17 protein-coding genes are annotated in these 19,598 nt (G+C 37.0%); 2 read left to right on the top strand and 15 right to left on the bottom strand.

What is annotated here, in order from left to right; all coding sequences use genetic code 11:
• Nucleotides 1–50: 50 nt before the first annotated feature.
• From mutM to ABH961_RS19700, 5 genes are all read right to left on the bottom strand, one after another.
• Entirely contained in the window at nt 51–881 is an 831-nt protein-coding gene (gene mutM, locus ABH961_RS19720) for a DNA-formamidopyrimidine glycosylase (RefSeq protein WP_001114486.1), read from the bottom strand.
• Between the two features lie 12 nt (nt 882–893).
• Nucleotides 894–3,527, bottom strand: coding sequence for a DNA polymerase I (gene polA / locus ABH961_RS19715; protein WP_404519845.1), 2,634 nt, complete (start codon nt 3,525–3,527; stop codon nt 894–896).
• Nucleotides 3,528–3,810: 283 nt separating this feature from the next.
• Nucleotides 3,811–5,574 carry a sensory box histidine kinase PhoR gene (gene phoR, locus ABH961_RS19710; RefSeq protein ID WP_098078788.1) on the bottom strand — a complete coding sequence of 588 codons (1,764 nt, stop codon included), beginning with the start codon at nt 5,572–5,574 and terminating at the stop codon, nt 3,811–3,813.
• Nucleotides 5,567–6,286: a two-component system response regulator PhoP gene (gene phoP / locus ABH961_RS19705; RefSeq protein WP_001065222.1), complete on the bottom strand. Its 720-nt coding sequence runs from the start codon at nt 6,284–6,286 to the stop codon at nt 5,567–5,569. The genes phoR and phoP overlap by 8 nt, the downstream gene beginning before the upstream one ends.
• Nucleotides 6,287–6,440: 154 nt before the next feature.
• Nucleotides 6,441–6,686, bottom strand: a complete 246-nt coding sequence (locus ABH961_RS19700) for a hypothetical protein (RefSeq protein WP_098078786.1) — start codon at nt 6,684–6,686, stop codon at nt 6,441–6,443.
• A gap of 89 nt (nt 6,687–6,775) precedes the next feature.
• Here ABH961_RS19700 and ABH961_RS19695 point away from each other — a divergent pair, with 89 nt between their 5' ends.
• Entirely contained in the window at nt 6,776–6,907 is a 132-nt protein-coding gene (locus tag ABH961_RS19695; protein WP_002122970.1) for a hypothetical protein, read from the top strand.
• A gap of 57 nt (nt 6,908–6,964) precedes the next feature.
• Here the strand turns inward: ABH961_RS19695 and ABH961_RS19690 are convergent, their stop codons facing one another.
• The 5 genes from ABH961_RS19690 to ABH961_RS19670 all read right to left on the bottom strand — a co-directional run bounded on the left by ABH961_RS19690 (nt 6,965) and on the right by ABH961_RS19670 (nt 12,065).
• Entirely contained in the window at nt 6,965–7,438 is a 474-nt protein-coding gene (locus tag ABH961_RS19690; RefSeq protein ID WP_000914190.1) for a MaoC family dehydratase, read from the bottom strand.
• A 217-nt stretch (nt 7,439–7,655) separates the two neighbouring features.
• The gene (gene mdh, locus ABH961_RS19685; protein WP_000153236.1) at nt 7,656–8,594 is read right to left on the bottom strand and encodes a malate dehydrogenase; all 939 of its coding nucleotides are present in this window, start codon (nt 8,592–8,594) and stop codon (nt 7,656–7,658) included.
• Nucleotides 8,595–8,614: 20 nt separating this feature from the next.
• Entirely contained in the window at nt 8,615–9,907 is a 1,293-nt protein-coding gene (gene icd / locus ABH961_RS19680; protein WP_048544353.1) for an NADP-dependent isocitrate dehydrogenase, read from the bottom strand.
• A gap of 160 nt (nt 9,908–10,067) precedes the next feature.
• Complete coding sequence (gene citZ, locus ABH961_RS19675) at nt 10,068–11,216, bottom strand: citrate synthase (protein ID WP_000503659.1); 1,149 nt, start codon at nt 11,214–11,216, stop codon at nt 10,068–10,070.
• A 387-nt stretch (nt 11,217–11,603) separates the two neighbouring features.
• Nucleotides 11,604–12,065 (bottom strand): DUF441 domain-containing protein, encoded by a 462-nt coding sequence (locus ABH961_RS19670; protein ID WP_000625511.1) that lies wholly within the window; start codon nt 12,063–12,065, stop codon nt 11,604–11,606.
• A gap of 420 nt (nt 12,066–12,485) precedes the next feature.
• On the opposite strand from ABH961_RS19670, the gene ytvI reads away from it, so the two are divergent.
• Nucleotides 12,486–13,604, top strand: a complete 1,119-nt coding sequence (gene ytvI / locus ABH961_RS19665) for a sporulation integral membrane protein YtvI (protein WP_001081380.1) — start codon at nt 12,486–12,488, stop codon at nt 13,602–13,604.
• A gap of 631 nt (nt 13,605–14,235) precedes the next feature.
• Here the strand turns inward: ytvI and ABH961_RS19660 are convergent.
• From ABH961_RS19660 to accD, 5 genes are all read right to left on the bottom strand, one after another.
• The gene (locus ABH961_RS19660; protein ID WP_048544357.1) at nt 14,236–14,625 is read right to left on the bottom strand and encodes an FxsA family protein; all 390 of its coding nucleotides are present in this window, start codon (nt 14,623–14,625) and stop codon (nt 14,236–14,238) included.
• Nucleotides 14,626–14,820: 195 nt separating this feature from the next.
• A complete protein-coding gene (pyk, locus tag ABH961_RS19655) occupies nt 14,821–16,578 on the bottom strand; it encodes a pyruvate kinase (protein ID WP_001232679.1) in 1,758 nt (585 codons plus the stop codon).
• Between the two features lie 53 nt (nt 16,579–16,631).
• On the bottom strand, nt 16,632–17,591 hold the full coding sequence (gene pfkA, locus ABH961_RS19650; RefSeq protein ID WP_000821162.1) for a 6-phosphofructokinase: 960 nt from the start codon (nt 17,589–17,591) through the stop codon (nt 16,632–16,634).
• A 128-nt stretch (nt 17,592–17,719) separates the two neighbouring features.
• A complete protein-coding gene (gene accA / locus ABH961_RS19645) occupies nt 17,720–18,694 on the bottom strand; it encodes an acetyl-CoA carboxylase carboxyl transferase subunit alpha (RefSeq protein WP_000818786.1) in 975 nt (324 codons plus the stop codon).
• Nucleotides 18,682–19,551, bottom strand: a complete 870-nt coding sequence (gene accD, locus ABH961_RS19640) for an acetyl-CoA carboxylase, carboxyltransferase subunit beta (RefSeq protein WP_000942865.1) — start codon at nt 19,549–19,551, stop codon at nt 18,682–18,684. The genes accA and accD overlap by 13 nt, the downstream gene beginning before the upstream one ends.
• Nucleotides 19,552–19,598 lie beyond the last annotated feature (47 nt).

Genomic DNA, 19,598 nt, shown 5'->3' with positions numbered 1-19,598 from the left:
TAGCCCTGCTGTATGTATATGACAAATGCCTATCCAATGTTATCTCTTTTCTATATTCTCGGCTGACAAATCGGGCAGTAATGCGTTCCTCTTCCGCCAACAACTGTTTTTTCTAATATCGTACCGCAAGTCACACATGGTTCTCCTTTTTTTCCGTATACATTTAGAAGTTCTTGGAATGAGCCAATTTGCCCTTGCGAATTCATATACGTTCGAATTGTACTTCCGCCTCGCTTCACTGCTTCACCTAACGTTGTAACAGTCGCCTCGTAAATTCGTTCAATTTCTTCTGCTGTTAAAGACGAAGCTTCTCGTTCCGGATGAATTTGAGAACGGAATAAAACCTCATCTACATATATATTTCCAAGCCCTACTAAAAGACGCTGGTCTAATAATACGACTTTTATTTTACGATTGGTCTTTTGCAATCTTTCTTGTAAATACTGCGGTGTCAATTCAGCATCAAACGGCTCCGGACCTAAGTCAGCAAGAGGCATTTGATTCAATTCTTCACCTTTCTTAAAGAGATGCATCGTACCAAACTTTCTCACATCTTTATAATGTAGTTCAGTTCCATCTGTAAATAAGAAACGGACGTGTGTATGCTTATCAATTGGCTCGTCCTCTTGATGCAGTAAAAACTTACCTTCCATACGCAAATGTGAAACAATAACATAATTCGTTACATATAAAAGCAAAAACTTTCCTCTTCGCTTTATATTTTCAATCTTCTCGCCTCTTAGCATTTCTTTAAAGATTTCTGCATCATCCGGACGTTTTACTATTTTGGGATAGGTAACAATGACATCTTCAATTGTTTTTCCTGTCACAAGATTTTCAAGTGTCCGTCTGACGTTTTCAACCTCTGGTAATTCAGGCATTTCATCACTTCCTTATTTTGCGTCGTACCAAGTTGGACCGTAAGAATAATCAACTTTCAACGGAACTGCGAGTTCAATTGCATGCTCCATTACTTCTGGTACAAGCTTCTCTAATTTTTCAATTTCTTCTTTTGGCGCTTCAAATATCAATTCATCGTGTACTTGCAGAAGTAGACGCGCCTGTAATCCTTCTTCTTCTAGACGGTCTGCCATAATAATCATCGCTTTTTTAATAATATCTGCCGCAGTCCCTTGAATTGGTGTATTCATAGCCGTACGCTCAGCAAAGCTACGTAAATTGAAATTACGACTCGTAATTTCCGGAATATAACGGCGGCGATTTAATAATGTAGCCACATACCCTTTTTGTTTCGCATCTTTTACGATGTCACTCATGTATTCTTGTACACCAGGGAAACTTTCTAAATACTTTTCAATAAATTCCGCTGCTGCTTTTCTTGTAATTCCTAAGTTTTGTGAAAGACCATAATCACTAATACCATATACAATTCCGAAATTGACAGCTTTCGCTTGTCGTCTCATATTCGAAGTTACTTCATCTTTTTCAACGCCAAATACATCCATCGCTGTTTTCGTATGAATATCCATGTCATGTTGGAACGCTTCAACTAGCCCTTTATCATTTGCAATATGAGCTAATACGCGAAGTTCAATTTGTGAATAATCTGCCGCATACATAATCCATCCTTCTTCTGATGGAACAAATGCCTGACGAATCTTTCTTCCTTCTTCTAATCGAATCGGGATATTTTGCAAGTTCGGATCCGTTGAACTTAATCGACCTGTTTGCGTTAATACTTGATTGAAACGAGTATGGATTTTAGATGAATCTTCATGTACAACTTTTAATAAACCTTCAATATAAGTTGAATTTAGTTTCCCTAATTGACGATAATGTAAAATGTTTGGAATGATTTCATGGCGATCCATAAGCTTTTCTAGTACATCTGCTGACGTAGAATAACCTGTTTTCGTCTTTTTAATAACTGGTAAGTTTAAGTTCTCAAACAGAATAACACCAAGCTGCTTCGGTGAATTAATATTAAATTCTGTTCCCGCAAGCTTATAAATTTCCTGTTCCATTTCCTTTAATCTACCTGCAAGTTCTTCTCCCATATTACGAAGACGCTCCGTATCAACTTTTACACCTTTTACTTCCATATCAGCTAATACACGCGCAAGTGGTAATTCTAACTCTGTAAACAGTTCATATTGCTCATTCTTTTGTAACTCTTCAACGAATGTTTGCTTTACATCATATAATACATGCACTTTACGAGCTACATGCTCCGCTACTACTTCTAGCTCTGGAACAGCACGCTTCGCACCTTTTCCGTAAACTTCTTCATCAGATTTCACAGCATGTGTTTCTTTCATTTTTGCTACAGTACGGAAATCTTTATCCGTATCAGCCGGGTCAAGTAAATAAGCAGCGATTAGTAGATCAAAGTCAATCCCTTGCATATCTATCCCGTTCCATTTAAGTGCAACGATTGCGCGCTTCGCATCAAATGTATACTTTCTCATTTCTCCATCTGCAAGCCACTCTTTAAAAGCGTCTGACTTAAGAGCAATTTCTGTTTGAATAAAGTAACAGCCATTTTCATTTTGAATACCAAAACCTTGAATGTCCGCTTTATGATAGTTATCTTCTTGTACTTCAACAATAAGCGCACTATCTTGCACTAGCATTTCTTCTGTAACTTCTTCCACAATATCAAATGTAATATCATCTAATTCAGCTGGAGTCGTTTCTTCTGGCGTAACACCTAATTTATTTAAAAGGGATGTAAATCCTAAATTCTCGAACATTGGAATCACATCACTTGCTTCATACCCTTTATACTCCGTATCATCCACATGCACTGTAATCGGCGCATCTGTAATAATAGTTGCAAGATCTTTACTCATAAGAGCTTGGTCTTTATTTGCTTCTAGCTTTTCTTTTAATTTCTTCCCGCTTACTTGATCTATATTTTCATATACTGCCTCGACCGTTTCAAACTGTGTTAACAATTTAATCGCAGTTTTTTCACCAACTCCTGGTACACCTGGAATATTATCTGACTGGTCTCCCATTAAACCTTTCATATCAATAATTTGCTTTGGTGATAAGCTGTATTTCTCAAATAAAGCTTCTTTCGTATATTCATCCACTTCTGTAATCCCTTTACGAGGAATACATACGAGTGTATTATCTGAAACAAGTTGCAGTAAGTCTTTATCTCCTGAAATAACTTTTACATGAAACCCTTGTTCACTCGCTTCTTTCGCTAACGTCCCCATAATGTCATCCGCTTCATAATTTTCTAATTCATAACGTGGTACGTTGAATGCATCAAGCATCTCACGAATAAACGGGAATTGCTCTGATAATTCAGGTGGAGTCTTTTGACGGCCTCCTTTATACTCACTATACGTTTTATGACGGAATGTCGTTTTACCCGCATCAAACGCTACTAACATATGCGTTGGTTTTTCTTCCTCTAATATTCTCATTAACATCATTGTAAAACCGTAAATTGCGTTCGTATGTATACCTTTGTCGTTATTTAAAAGCGGTAGTGCAAAGAAAGCACGATACGCGATATTGTTACCATCTACTAATACGACCTTTTTTTCCAAACCAGAAACCTCCCCATACAAATTTGAAATGATTTTTTTCACAGAAAAAAACCGTTCCTTTCCTCTCTCTATATTAACATGACTAATAGAGAGAAGAAAAATAACGGCTATTTTCTATCATATATACAAACGTTTACTAACATAAAAGGGAAGTGACGAGAATAGCATAACTATTCTCGTCCAAAATTACTCCTTGGATGAAGGGGTTTTCATGTATTATATTAACAGACCTTTATTAATATTTAATTAAACCATTGTTAATATATTGTAAACATCCTTCATCCTATTTTTCAGTTGCTGATTTTGGTAAAACAACTGTAAATGTTGTCCCTTCCCCAACTTCACTATCCACTGTAATCGTGCCGTGATGCGCCTCAACTAAATGCTTTACAATCGATAATCCAAGGCCTGTACCACCAGTATTTCTACTTCTCGCTTTATCCACTCGGTAAAAGCGTTCAAAAATACGCGGAATTTCATCTTTACTAATACCAATTCCCGTATCCGATACTTTTATATAAGCATTATATTTATCTTCTACTAATTCTACAGAAACAACGCCTCCAGCCGGCGTATATACGATTGCGTTATTCATTAAATTAATAAAGATTTGCTTCAAACGACTTGGATCTCCAATGACCGAGACTCCTTTTAGCGCATTTACTTGTAAAGAAATTTCTTTTTCTCCTGCTTTGTTATCAAGCACCATATGAATGTCTTCAAGAAGTCCCTTCATATCAACGGTCCCCATACTCAATTTAAAGCCTTGTTGCTCAATCTTTGATAAATCTAATAAATCTTCAATTAACCCTTGCATGCGTTCACTTTCTTTTAAAATAATGTGCAAGAAATGTTCGCAGAATTTTTTATTATCCATAGCACCATCCAAGAGCGTTTCTGAAAAACCTTTAATAGAAGTAATCGGTGTCTTTAGTTCATGAGAAACATTCGCTAAAAAGTCTTTTCTCATTTGTTCTAATTTCTTTAGCTCAGTAATGTCATGGAATACAAGGACAATCCCTTTCCATTCATGGTTCGTCCCGATAATCGGTGCTCCATATACTTCAAAATGCTTTCGCTCAATTCCAAGCGGCAATAACATTTGTTTACGCACTTTCACTTCTGTCATAAAAATTTCTTCCACGAGCTCTATAATTTCTGTATGATGAAACGACTCATAATATAAACGATCTAAATATTCTTCATCTGTTACGTGGAAAGTTTCCTTATAAGAACGGTTTACAAGGTTTATATAACCGCGGCTATCAATTAAAATCATTCCGCTTCCCATATTTTCAATTAACGTATGCAGACGATCTTGTTGCATTTCTTGCTCAAGTGTCATCTCTTGTAAATTACGGGCTAAAATATTAATTGCTTTACTCAGCATTCCCGTTTCATCCGAATGACTTTCATAAGCGCGTGCTTTATAATTTCCCTTCGCTAATTCGATAGCAACTTTCGTAACGGATTCAATTGGCCTAATATATTGCCCTGTAATTTTCATACCTAAAAATACGACTACGAGACAAGCGATAACAAATCCGATAATTAATAATCCCCACGTTTTTTGATGAACAGATTTCAAAGGCTCAATTGTACTTTTCACCAAAATGTACCCTTGTTTCCCTGCTGCATCTTGAACGAATACCGCATGGTAAAATTCATTATTCTGATCTGTTTCTTTCGTAATGACTTTGTTTCTTTGTTTTGTTGTTTCAGAAGAAAGTTCTTTAATTATCCCTTCACTAAAAGCAGACTGTTCTCCTCCGCTATATTGAACTTTCTTTTTTTCATCTACAAATGCAATAGAAGCCTGTATTTTTTCTTCTAACTTTTCAAATACATATGGATTTTTTAAAACATCATCAAAACCCTGTTCTTCTGCTAATACCGCAACATACTCTGTCTCTTTTACCATTCTCTCTTTTGCATGATCTATATAGTAGTTTTCAAACACGGTTTCCAGTAATAAACCTAGTCCAACTAAAATAAAAACAATAAGAGAAACAAATGTAAAAAGAAGCCTGGAACGAAATTTATTCATCCCCTTTTGGCTCCTCTAATTTATATCCTAAACCACGTATCGTTTTAATGTACGTCGGTTTTTTCGTATTTTGTTCAATTTTATCGCGCAAATGGCTAATATGAACGTCAACAATTCGTGTATCACCAGCAAAATCATAGTTCCATACAGCACTTAATAATTGATCACGTGTCAACACGCGACTTTTATTTTTCGCAAGATAAACAAGTAGTTCAAATTCTTTTGGTGTTAATTCAAGCTTTCTTCCTTGGAAATAAGCCTCATAAAATTCCGGCAAAATTTTAAGTTCAGCAATTGTGATGCTCTCTTCATCTGACGCTTCTTTCACTTGTTCTTCTTGTTGTAATTTCGTGCGGCGCAAAATTGCCTTCACACGCGCCACAACTTCCCTTGGGCTAAATGGCTTCGTCATATAATCATCTGCCCCAAGTTCAAGACCTAGCACCTTATCAAATTCATCATCTTTTGCTGTTAACATTAAAATCGGCGTCATAACGCGCTGCAATCGTAATTCTTTACACACTTCCATACCATCCATTTTTGGAAGCATTAAATCTAATATAATTAAATCTGGGCGTTCTGTTGTCGCTTTTTGAAGCGCCATTTCTCCATCCATCGCTGTTATAACCTCAAACCCAGCTTGTTGTAGATTAAATTCAATTAAAGTTAAGATAAATTCCTCATCATCAACTACTAAAATACGATTGTTCATTCTTTTCCTCCAAGTTATAGACTTGAAACCTTCTTCATCCTAGTATTTTCCCCGTTATTCTCATCATACTAGAAAACAAGTTCCCTCTCAATATAATTGTCTATTCATGGAGCTCGTTTCTACTAATGCTTCGAAAATAAAAGCAATTAAAACTTCATTCTCTCTCCCTCTCCGCTATCCAAACTCGGTAGATAAACCTACCCTTTTCAAAGTATTTTTCCGTATGAACCACAAATCCCCTCTCCTGCGCTAGGAAAAATGAAAGAGCATACGCTATTTTATAGTCCGGTGTTTCATATCTATCAAATAGTCTTCCATACATTTCATTCGCGCCCCCGTCTGCCCACACTTCAGCTTCTCTTATCGTTTCAAAGATAACATCTTCTTTTTTCCACTTCACCTTAAAAATCACCCCTTTTATTGACTTACATTATCAATCTTTATATCATTAATTTAAATATGCAAATATTTAAAACACGGAGGTCTATTATGCGATTAGTTCTACCTATTCTATCTTTAGTAGTAACATGTATTCTTACTTTCAACGCCCCAAGCTGGGATACGATTAAAACAGGTTGTTCTGATTTCGCCGAAGGATTCACACAAGGATTCTTCAACTAAAAATAGCGCTAGCCCCCTTATAGTAAGGTGTGCTAGCGCTATTCATATTTTCATGTTTTAAAAATTATCTAATGCTTTTTCCATAATAGAAACTGATTTAAAAGGCGGCGTTACTGTTAAAGAACCCTTTACAACCGTTTCTCCTTTTTCATCATGAGCAGATACAAGCATATCAATTGTATGTTCCTCCTCAGAAACAGCTACAACTTCAAAATGGATTTGTAACGTTTCATAATGATGAACATGCTTCACGAACGTAAGGTCCTTCCTAGTAATATGACTGCCTGGACCTGGTAAATATTTCGTAACTGCCGTTGTAATCATTCCCGTTAGCATAATGCTTGGTACAATCGGCTTTTCATACGGAGTTTGGGATGCGTAATCATGCTGAATATATAATGGATTGGCATCATTCGTTAACCCTAAGTACAATAACAAATCTTTATCCTCAATTTTTTCAGTGATAGATAATTTCTCTCCTACTGTAATTTCATCCATTCTACGACCAATTTGAACTTTTTTCTTTAACATGTTACAACCCCCTCCGATTTTTTCACCTTATTATCCTACTAATAGCGATACCTTATCCGAAATTTACTATGATGAGGGCAATGTATAGTATAAATCTATAGTTTCATTATAGGATACACCAAATGATAGCGTTTTCATATTATTTCAAAAAAACATTTGAATAAATAGTAGAAAAAGATTCGGGGCCCCGAATCTTTTTCTACTTAATATTTAATTATTAAACAAGAACCTTCATTACATTACGTACAGATTCTACAGAGCGATCTAACGCTTCTCTTTCATCTGTAAGAAGTTCTAACTCAATAATTTTTTCAATTCCGTTACCACCTAGAATTACTGGTACGCCTAAGTAAAGATCGCTATAACCATATTCACCTTCAAGGTACGCAATAGCTGGTAATACACGGCGTTGATCTTTTAAGATTGCTTCTGTCATTTCAACTAAAGAAGCAGCTGGTGCGTAATATGCACTACCGTTTCCTAATAAGCCTACAATCTCGCCGCCACCTTTACGGGTACGTTCTACGATTGCTTCTAAACGCTCTTTCGGAATTAACGTTTCTAACGGAATGCCACCTGCATAAGAATAACGTACAAGAGGTACCATATCGTCACCGTGTCCACCAAGAACAAATCCTGTAATATCTTTCACAGAAAGATTTAATTCTTGTGCAATAAATGTACGGAAACGAGCTGTATCTAATACGCCCGATTGACCGATAACACGCTCTTTCGGGAATCCTGCTTCTTTAAATACAGAATATGTCATTGCATCAACTGGATTTGTTAACACAACAATAATCGCATTTGGTGAATGTTTTGCAATGTCGCGCGTAATACTTTTCATAATTTTAGAGTTTGTTGCTACTAAGTCATCACGGCTCATACCAGGCTTACGTGCAATACCTGCTGTAATAACGACAACGTCAGAATCAGCAGTATCTGCGTAATCAGATGTTCCAATAATGTTAGCATCAAAACCTTGTACTGGGCTCGCTTCTAACATATCTAACGCTTTCCCTTTTGTTGGATTTTCCAGTTGTGGAATGTCCACTAATACAACATCTGCAAGTTCTTTTTGTGCTAATAAGAATGCTGTTGTTGCTCCTGTAAATCCTGCACCGATGACTGAAACTTTCTTGCGTTTGATTGTCATAATTTACCCCCCCGCTTTAATTATGCGTTTTTGATTATCGCTACATCCATGTTTTTAATAAGTTCATTAGCGAACTCAGAACATTTCACTTCTGTTGCACCTTCCATTAAGCGTGCGAAATCATAAGTTACTACTTTTGAAGCAATTGTTTTCTCAACTGAATCAGTTACTAATTTCGCAGCTTCATTCCATCCTAAGTGCTCTAATAATAATACACCAGAAAGAAGAACTGAAGATGGGTTTACTTTGTCTAAACCTGCATATTTTGGAGCTGTACCATGTGTAGCTTCAAAGATAGCATGTCCAGTCACATAGTTAATGTTTGCACCAGGTGCAATACCAATTCCACCTACTTGTGCAGCAAGTGCATCAGAGATGTAGTCTCCGTTTAAGTTCATTGTTGCAACAACATCGAACTCACGTGGACGAGTTAAAATTTGTTGTAAGAAGATGTCTGCAATAGAATCTTTTACGATGATTTTTCCAGCCACTTCAGCGTCTGCCATCGCTTTATTCGCTGCATCTTTACCATCTTTCTCAACGATACGATCATATTCAGCCCAAGTAAATACTTTATCGCCAAATTCTTGTTCCGCTACTTCGTAACCCCAGTTTTTGAAAGCACCTTCTGTAAATTTCATAATGTTTCCTTTATGAACTAATGTAACAGAAGAACGTTTTTCGTTAATTGCATATTGAATTGCAGCACGAACAAGACGCTTTGTCCCTTCTTCTGAGATTGGTTTAATACCAATACCAGATGTTTCTGGGAAGCGGATTTTATTAACACCCATTGCTTCTTTTAAGAAAGCAAGGACTTTTTCTGCTTCCGGAGATCCTTGTGCATATTCAATTCCAGCATAAATGTCTTCTGTATTCTCACGGAAAATAACCATATCAGTATCTTCCGGACGTTTTACAGGTGAAGGAACACCATCAAAATAACGAACTGGACGTAGGCATACATATAAATCTAATTCTTGACGAAGTGCTACGTTTAGAGAACGAATACCACCGCCAACTGGAGTTGTAAGTGGACCTTTAATCGCGATTAAATATTCACGGATTAAATTTAAAGTTTCTTCTGGTAACCACTCGCCTGTTTGGTTGAATGCTTTTTCCCCTGCAAGCACTTCTTTCCAAACAATTTTCTTCTCACCATCATAAGCTTTTTCAACTGCTGCTTCTAGTACACGAGATGCAGCTGCCCAAATATCAGGACCAATTCCATCTCCTTCGATAAATGGAATAATCGGATTGTTTGGTACATTCATAACACCATTAGTTACAGTAATTTTTTCACCTGTCATCAATGTGATAACCCCCATGTTTGAAATTTCATATGTATGAAACTGAGGGAATAACCCCTCAGTTCAAACCGTTATTTAAATTAAAATATTCTAATCATTACGTCTTTCCGAAAAAATCAGACTTTTGAAAGCGTATTTTCACTATCAAAATAGTGTTTTTCGCTTATCGTTGTGCAATTGGAACGTACACTTGATGTGTTGGTCCATTATAATCAGCACGCGGACGGATTAAACGGTTGTTTTCATATTGTTCTAGAATATGAGCTAACCAGCCTGACATACGGCTAATTGCAAAAATAGGTGTAAATAAGTCATGGTCAATTCCTAAACAATGGTATACAGAAGCTGAATAGAAATCAACATTTGGTGGAAGACCTTTTTCTTTTGTTACAATGTCTTCAATTTTGATAGACATATTATACCATTTGTCTTCTCCTAAAAGCACGCATAATCTCTTAGACATTTCGCGTAAATGTTTTGCACGCGGATCACCCTGCTCATATACACGGTGGCCAAAGCCCATGATTTTCACTTTATTTTGAAGAGCATTATGAATATATGATTCTACATTTTCTTCTTCGCCAATTTCAGTTAGCATCTTCATTACATTTTCGTTTGCCCCGCCGTGAAGAGGACCTTTTAACGCACCGATTGCTGCTGTAATACCAGAATATACATCTGAAAGTGTAGCTACACAAACGCGTGCAGTAAATGTAGAAGCGTTTAACTCATGATCTGCGTGAAGTACAAGCGCCTTGTCAAAAGCTTCAATTTCAACTTCATTTGGCTCGCGATCATTTAACATGTACAAGAAGTTTGCAGCTAATGATAAATCGTTTCTAGGCTCAACAACATCTAAACCTTTACGAATTCTTGCATAAGCAGCAACTAAAGTTCCCACTTGAGCCTGCAATTTAACCGCTTTCAAATAATTGGAGTTTTCATCCATAATTTCAGCGCTCTCATCGTATAATGATAGCATGGAAATTGCAGTTCGTAAAACAGACATCGGATGTGCGATTTTTAAATCTACTTGTTTCAAATATGTTAAAATCTCACCTGGAACTTTATAGTATTCCGATACAATCTCTTTAAATTTCGCTAGTTCTTGTTCATTAGGAAGCTTGCGATGCCATAATAAGTACACTACTTCTTCAAATGTAGCATTCTCAGCTAAATCATCAATATTATACCCAACATAAGTTAATGTATCATCAATAATAGAGCTCACAGATGATGTTGTTGCTACTACCCCTTCTAAACCTCGAATAACAGTCATGACATTCTCTCCTTTTCCTGAAAATTCTCCCAACCTTGCTCCTTATATCTATTTGCTTCCCTTTTGAATTATGAACGCCCGTTCACTCTTTAGGCAAGCAAAATGCACGATCATGCAAATTTGTTGCGATGTTCCCCTCTTATTGTCCATTGTTTACATGGAAAGCATGAGCGTGAATGTCTCCCCGAATCCTCACGCTCAAAACAACAAGTTAGTGAGGAAAATTAATCCCGAAGAGTTTTATGATAAAAACAACATAAAACAATATCATTATAAAATTGTTTTATGTTGTTTTTATTTTATCTGGTGTAAAGTCTCTGCTGTTATGTAACTTTTCAAAGTTTCTAATCCTATTATAAACAATTATCTGACTTTTGTGAACAGAAAGAATTCAAAAATTTTATATTACTATAAAATTCCTTATTTAAACATCTGTATAATACTCATAACTGCATAGGCAATTCCAGCCCCAATTAATGGACCTACAGCAACTCCATTAAATAAAGCAACCGCTATAATTGTCCCGAAAACGAGCGCAGTTGTAATATGAGGATCCGTCGTCAATAATTGTACGCCGCCTTTCGCTAACAAAGCAACCGCTACCCCTGAAGCTAAAGCAATCCATGCATAATACGATTTCGCCGCTTCTCCAAGTTGTTTAAAACCTATTTCCCCCGTTGCAATCGGTACGAGTACTGCTATTGTAATAACCGTTACACCGAGGTTAATCCCTTTCGTTTGTAGATAAGGAAAGACTTTATCTCCTAGAAACGTAAATTTCAATAAAAATAACACACCAATAGCTACAGTAAGCGATTGGTTTTTAGCAACAAGTCCTATAATAAGTAGTATGAATAAAAATAACGTTGACTGACTAATCATGTTTACACTTCCTTTCTGAAAATAATGAACTCATTTCCAAACAAAAATACCTTTAAACCTATCGTTATACATGCTATATCGATGTATATTCAACAATAACCACTTCATTTTTTATGTATTTTAAAATGCTAAACTGAGACTTTCATCATCAAAAATTTAAGCCTATATACATTTTTGAAAACGATTGTCCCTCCTTTCTTTTCTAATAAGAAACAGGTAAAATAAAAAGAAGAGAAAATGAAGTTTTTACCATATAGTAGAAGCATCAACACCAAGCTTTTACAGTCACTCATGTACTGAAAAAGCAGGAAAAATCCATCATTCCACTATAACATAAAGTGAAACTTTAATCAGTGGGGCACACTCGTTATAAGTTGAACGAATTAGGATAATCCAAATTGGAATGGGAGGTATACATCTTTGAACCGAAACTTACTATATATGATATTGCGACTCATATTTGTCATTGTAGCAACGGTAGCCGGGTTCTATGCATTACTATATATGTCAGGACTTATCTATCCTTTTATTATCGCTTTCGCATTTGCTTATTTGATTAATCCCGTCGTCAATTTCCTTAATCAAAAACTACAATTCCCTCGCGCACTAGCAGTACTCGTTAGCTTAATTCTCGTATTCGGAGCTATCGTCGGACTCGTTACATATCTTGTAACGGAAGCAATATCGGCCACAACATACTTACTACAACTTGTTACAGTAAAGTTCCCGGATATCGTTAAATTCGCAGAGCAATTTGCACTTAATCATATTATGCCTCTCTATGATGATTTAATTTCTAAATTTAATCATCTTGGGGAACCACAGCGCTATACGATTACACAAAACATTCAAAACTTAGGAACCGAAGCAACGACGCAAATGAAAGAACTTTTAACTGCTATTATAAGCGGGTTAACAAATTTCATCAGTGCATTACCAACCACTTTAACTGTCCTTGTATTCGTTTTATTAGCCACTTTCTTCATTAGTTACGATTGGCATCGTCTTGCTCAGAAAGTAAGAAAATTTTTGCCCAATCGTGTTCATGGCTATGGAAAAACTATTTTTGTGGACTTAAGAAAAGCTTTATTTGGTTTTGTTAAAGCGCAACTTACACTCGTATCTATGACAACTGTTATTGTACTAATCGGACTTTTAATATTACGCGTACCATACGCCATTACTATCGCGATTATTACAGGGGTTGTAGATTTACTCCCGTATTTAGGAACAGGTGCCGTCTTCGTTCCTTGGGTTATATACGTATTTTTCACTGGCGATACTGCTTTCGCCATCGGTCTTCTCATCTTATACATCGTCGTGATTGTCCAAAGACAAATTATGGAGCCTAAAGTACTTTCATCTAATATCGGCCTCGATCCATTAGCAACACTGATCGCTCTATTTGTCGGCTTTAAACTTTTTGGCTTTTTAGGATTAATCATCGGTCCAGTCATCTTAGTACTACTTAATACATTGCACAAAGCTCGTGTATTCCATGATTTGTGGAAATATATTAAAGGCTCACCTTCAAAATAATAGTTTCTAATTCATATACAACAAAAAACTTATATGTAATCAGTGGGAATTTCCCACTGATTATTCCTTATACTTGTTTTTCACACTCATTACATACAACAAGAGAATTTCCCACAAAAAGGATAATACTCTTGTTTTTTTGCATAGAAAACGCATATTCCGAGGTATTTTTACATATTTATTCTGTTATTTTTATAATTATTACTTACATTTATTACTTTTTATGTAAATGAATAAATATGCAAAATGGTATAAAATAAAACTTAAACTAACATTTTTCCTGTTCGTATCTAACTTTTCCATACCAATTGATTCTTTTTATATACAAAAACCAGCTTGAGTTCATATGAATTCCCCTACAACACATTCATTAAGAACTACCTCCATATCCAATCGAAAAATACATAGCAAATATAATAAGGCAAAACTATGATCAGTAAGGATTTTGTCCACCACCGATTATTAACTTTCACCAACCGGACTTGTATGAGCAGTCTGATTTCCACTTAACTCCTTCGCATTCACCACATTTTAAGGCATGATACAGCAAAACTATGATCAACAGAACTTCATCCATCTCTCATCCTTTTGCGGGCAAAAAAATAGTGCTTAGATCGCTATAATCTAAGCACTATTTCTGCACAATAATAGTAGAACTCTTTCTAAACTTCCATTCCATCCACTTCATAACAAATGGCTTCAACAAAGCCCTCGTCATAGGGATAACGAAGATCAAACCTATTATATCCGTTACGTATCCAGGAAGTACCAAAAGAATACCTCCTACAAAGATAAAAATACCATCCAGTACCGCTCCTCCTGGCATTTCTCCTCTATTCAACTTAGATTGAATCTCTCTAAGCACTTTAAATCCTTGTCTTTTCGCCAAATAGACACCTACAACACCCGTAAATACAATCATAGCGAACGTAGACCATAAACCTATTACATGACTCGATCCAATTAAGACTGTAATCTCAATCGCCGGTATTAAAATAAACAAGAATAGTAACCACTTCATAGTTCTACACTCCTCTCACTCATCACTTTAAACGAACCCAGAGCGCCCGTATACGCTACACAGAAACTAAACACCTTTCCCTATTGAACCTCGTAACAAACGGCTTTTAAACGTAATTCCAGGCGTTTCAAGCTGATTCCACCTCGTTTTTGTGTAAAAAAAAGAGAAGGACTCCGATCCTTCTCTTCGTATTACTTATAGCACTTCCGCATGTCCATTATAAACAATTCCGCGTGCTGCATCAACTGTTACTTCTTGGCCATTTTTTAAAGTTGCTGTTACGCCGTTTACACCAACGATAACAGGAATACCGATTGATACACCTACAACAGCCGCATGGCTTGTTAGACCGCCTTCTTCTACAACTAGAGCAGCAGCTTTTTCGATTGCAGGAATCATATCTTTATCAGTGCTTGTTGTAACAAGGATATCACCTTTGTTTACGTTCGCTACAGCTTCAGCAGCTGTTTTCGCTACAACTACTTTACCTTTTGCAGCTTTACGACCGATTCCTTGTCCTTTCGCAACTTCTTCACCAACAACATGGATTTTCATTAAGTTTGTTGTACCAGTTTCAGCAACTGGAACACCAGCAGTGATTACTACAGTGTCTCCAAGTCCAATTAGACCTGCATCCATACCTGTTTGAATTGCAGTATCTAACATTTCGTCAGTAGACGCTGCACGTTTTCCAGCCATAAATGCTTGTACACCCCAAACAAGTGCAAGACGACGTCCTACTTGCTCGTCAGATGTTACAGCTACGATTGGAGATTTCGGACGGTATTTAGAGATCATTTTCGCAGTATGCCCACTTTCTGTTGGAGCTACGATTGCAGCTACATCAAGAGCAAGTGCTGTATGCGCAACAGATTGGCTAATTGCATCTGTAATTGTTGGAGTGAACTCTTTAATACGTTTTTTGAACATATCTTCATATTGTAATGATTTTTCAACACGTACTGCAATGTTAGCCATCATTGTTACTGCTTCTACTGGGTATTGACCAGCAGCTGTTTCACCTGAAAGCATGATTGCATCTGTACCATCGAAGATTGCATTAGCTACGTCACTTGCTTCCGCACGAGTTGGACGTGGGTTACGTTGCATAGAATCTAACATTTGTGTCGCAGTAATAACCGGTTTACCTAACACGTTACATTTTTTGATTAGACGTTTTTGTACTAATGGTACTTCTTCTGGTGGAATTTCTACACCCATATCACCACGAGCTACCATTAAACCGTCAGAAACTTCTAAGATTGAATCGATGTTATCGATACCCTCTTGGTTTTCGATTTTTGGTACGATTTGGATGTATTGAGCGTTATGTCCTTCTAATAATTCACGGATTTCTAATACGTCAGATGCTTTACGTACGAATGAAGCTGCGATGAAATCAACTTTTTGCTCGATACCGAAAACGATATCTTTTACGTCTTTTTCAGTGATACCAGGAAGCTTAATGCTTACGTTTGGTACGTTAACACCTTTTTTATTTTTTACAGTTCCGCTGTTTAAAACTTTTGTACGGATGTTTCCGTCAGCTTTTTCGATTACTTCTAGTTCGATAAGACCGTCATCGATTAGAATACGAGAACCTGGGTCTACATCGTCATAAAGACCAGCATAAGATACAGAGAACTTCTCTGCAGTACCTAATACTTGCTCAGTAGAAAGAACTACTTCTGCACCTGTTACAAGCTCAGCTTGTCCGTCTACGAAGTCGTGAGTACGGATTTCTGGACCTTTTGTATCAAGTAAGATACCAACTGTTTTACCAGTTTTCTTTGAAGCTTCACGAATGTTTTTAATACGAGCGCCGTGCTCTTCATGGCTACCATGTGAGAAGTTTAAACGAGCAACGTTCATACCCGCTTCAATTAATTGTTCTAATTTCTCAATACTTTCACTAGCAGGACCTATAGTACATACAATTTTAGTTTTACGCATATTGCACCTCCGAAAATTATGAAACCGTTCCCAAATATCCGACATTAAGCCGATTAGATGGATAATTCTTTAGATAATTGATACATATCTTTATCGATTGTATGCTTTTGAGCTAACGCTTCGATAATATCATGATCAACAAGTTTATTATCTTGAATACCTACACAACGTCCACCTCTACCAGCAATTAATAATTCAACCGCTCTTGCGCCAAGACGACTTGCTAATACACGGTCTTGTGCACTTGGTGATCCACCACGTTGTACGTGACCTAATACAGTTACACGAGTATCAAAGTTTGTTGCTTCTTCAATGTGCTTACCGATGTCAATTGCACTTCCAACACCTTCAGCCACAATGATAATACTGTGTTTTTTACCACGTTCACTACCACGCTTCAGACGAGCAATAACATCTTCCATGTCATACTCTTCTTCTGGAATTAAGATTGTTTCGGCACCATCAGCTAAACCAGCCCATAATGCGATATCTCCAGCATGACGTCCCATTACTTCGATAACATATGTACGTTCATGAGATGTAGCTGTGTCACGAATTTTATCAATTGCATCAATAACAGTATTTAAAGCTGTATCGAAACCAATTGTGAAGTCTGTTCCAGGAATATCATTGTCAATTGTACCTGGTACACCAACACATGGGAATCCTTGTTCAGTTAATTTTTTAGCACCTTGGTAAGAGCCATCTCCACCAATAACAACAAGTCCTTCGATACCGTGTTTCTTTAATTGCTCGATACCTTTTAGTCGTACTTCTGGATCTTTAAACTCAGGACATCTTGCTGTATATAATTTCGTACCACCGCGGTGGATAATATCGCCAACAGAACCAAGTTCTAATTTTTCAATATGACCAGAAATTAAACCCGCGTATCCATGGTAAATACCATATACTTCAATATCATGGAAAATCGCTTTACGAACAACTGCACGAATGGCAGCATTCATACCAGGTGAATCTCCACCACTTGTTAATACACCAATACGTTTCATTTGTACTCACCTCATAAAGATTATTTGCCTTATAATAAAATAACACGAAAAAATATAAAAACACAATGGAGAAGATGTGTCTTTTCATAATAAAAACGTGCATTCGCGAAGAGGAACGCACGCTTTTATTATTTTATCCCAATGGAAGCGTTTGAAAACGAAACTTGCCCAATTTTCATATATTTTTCATAACGTTTTTCGATTAATTCATCTTTCGAAATTCCGCTTAATTGTTCAAAAGTTTTCTTAAGCATTAAATCTATATTTTCTGATTGTTTTAAAATATTACGATGCGCTCCCCCTTTTGCCTCTGGAATAATTTCGTCAATTACACCTAATTCTTTCAAATCTAATGCTGTAATTTTCATCGCTTCTGCAGCTTCTTTTGCTTTACCAGCGTCTTTCCAAAGAATTGCCGCCGCACCCTCTGGTGTAATAACAGAATACGTGGAATTTTCCAGCATATGAATGTAATCTCCTACTCCAAGACCTAACGCACCACCACTACCACCTTCACCGATAACAATACAAATAACAGGTACCGTTAAACCCGCCATTTCAAATAAATTACGGGCAATCGCCTCACTTTGTCCACGTTCTTCAGCTGCTTTACCAGGATAAGCTCCCTTCGTATCAATGAAACAAATAATAGGACGATTAAACTTTTCCGCTTGTTTCATTAGACGCAGTGCTTTTCGATATCCTTCTGGATGAGGCATCCCAAAATTACGACGAATATTTTCTTTCGTATCTTTTCCGCGTTGGTGCCCAATTACAGTTACAGGCATCCCCTTATATTTCGCAATGCCGCCGACAATCGCTGCATCGTCGCCAAATAGGCGATCTCCATGACATTCAAAAAAATTAGTAAATAAGTGCTCAATATAATCGAGCGTTGTCGGTCGTTCTGCATGACGAGCAATTTGAACACGGTCCCATACTTTCATATTGCCGTATATATCTTCCTCTAATTTTTCTAGCTTGTCTTCCAAAATACGAATCTCCTCACTGAAGTCCATCTGGCTGTTTTTCGTATAGTCTTTCAGTTCACGAATCTTATTTCTTAGCTCAACAACTGGTTTCTCAAATTCTAGCTCTGCCATACAGCCATTTCCCCTCCTTGATGAACTTCTAAAATCTTGCGAAGCGATTCTCTCATATCATCACGATGTACCACCGCATCCAATTGACCATGTTCTAGTAAGAATTCTGCCGTTTGGAAATCTTCCGGTAGTTTCTCACGCACGGTTTGTTCAATTACACGTCTACCAGCAAATCCGATCAGTGCCCCTGGTTCTGCAAGATTATAATCACCAAGTGAAGCGAAACTCGCTGAAACCCCGCCCGTCGTTGGGTGAGTCATAACAGAAATAAATAATCCTCCTGCATTACTATGCTTTTTCAAAGCTACGCTTGTTTTTGCCATTTGCATTAAACTTAATATCCCTTCTTGCATACGGGCACCACCCGAAGCAGTAAAGATAATAAATGGAACTTGTAAGTCGTACGCCTTTTCAACCGCACGGGCAATTTTTTCTCCTACAACAGAGCCCATGCTCCCCATTCGAAAACGAGAATCCATTACTGCAACAACAACAAGCATGTCATCAATTGTTCCTTCACCAGTTACAACCGCTTCGTTCAATTCAGTCTTCTTACGATCGCTCTCTAGTTTCTCTTCATATCCTGGAAACTCGAGTGGATTTAATGAAACCATTTCTTTGTCATACTCACGGAATGACCCTTCGTCCAATATACTATCAAGACGTTCCCATGCATTCATAGGATGATGATATCCACAATTCACACATACTTTTAAATTTTTTAGAAGCTCTTTCGTATACATGATTTTTTTACATTTCGGACATTTTGTCATAACGCCATCTGGTACATCTTTTCGTACTTGTTCTGAAGGTATTGCAGCGTACTTTTTCTTTTTCACGAATAAATCTCTTAGCACAATTTGACCCCCTTCGTTGAGAGCTAAGGTTAGCGCAAGAAGAAAAT

The sequence above is a fragment of the Bacillus sp. RC251 genome (assembly GCF_044908765.1).
GTDB classification, from domain to species: domain Bacteria; phylum Bacillota; class Bacilli; order Bacillales; family Bacillaceae_G; genus Bacillus_A; species Bacillus_A wiedmannii.
This window is presented reverse-complemented; position numbering and strand designations above follow the sequence as displayed.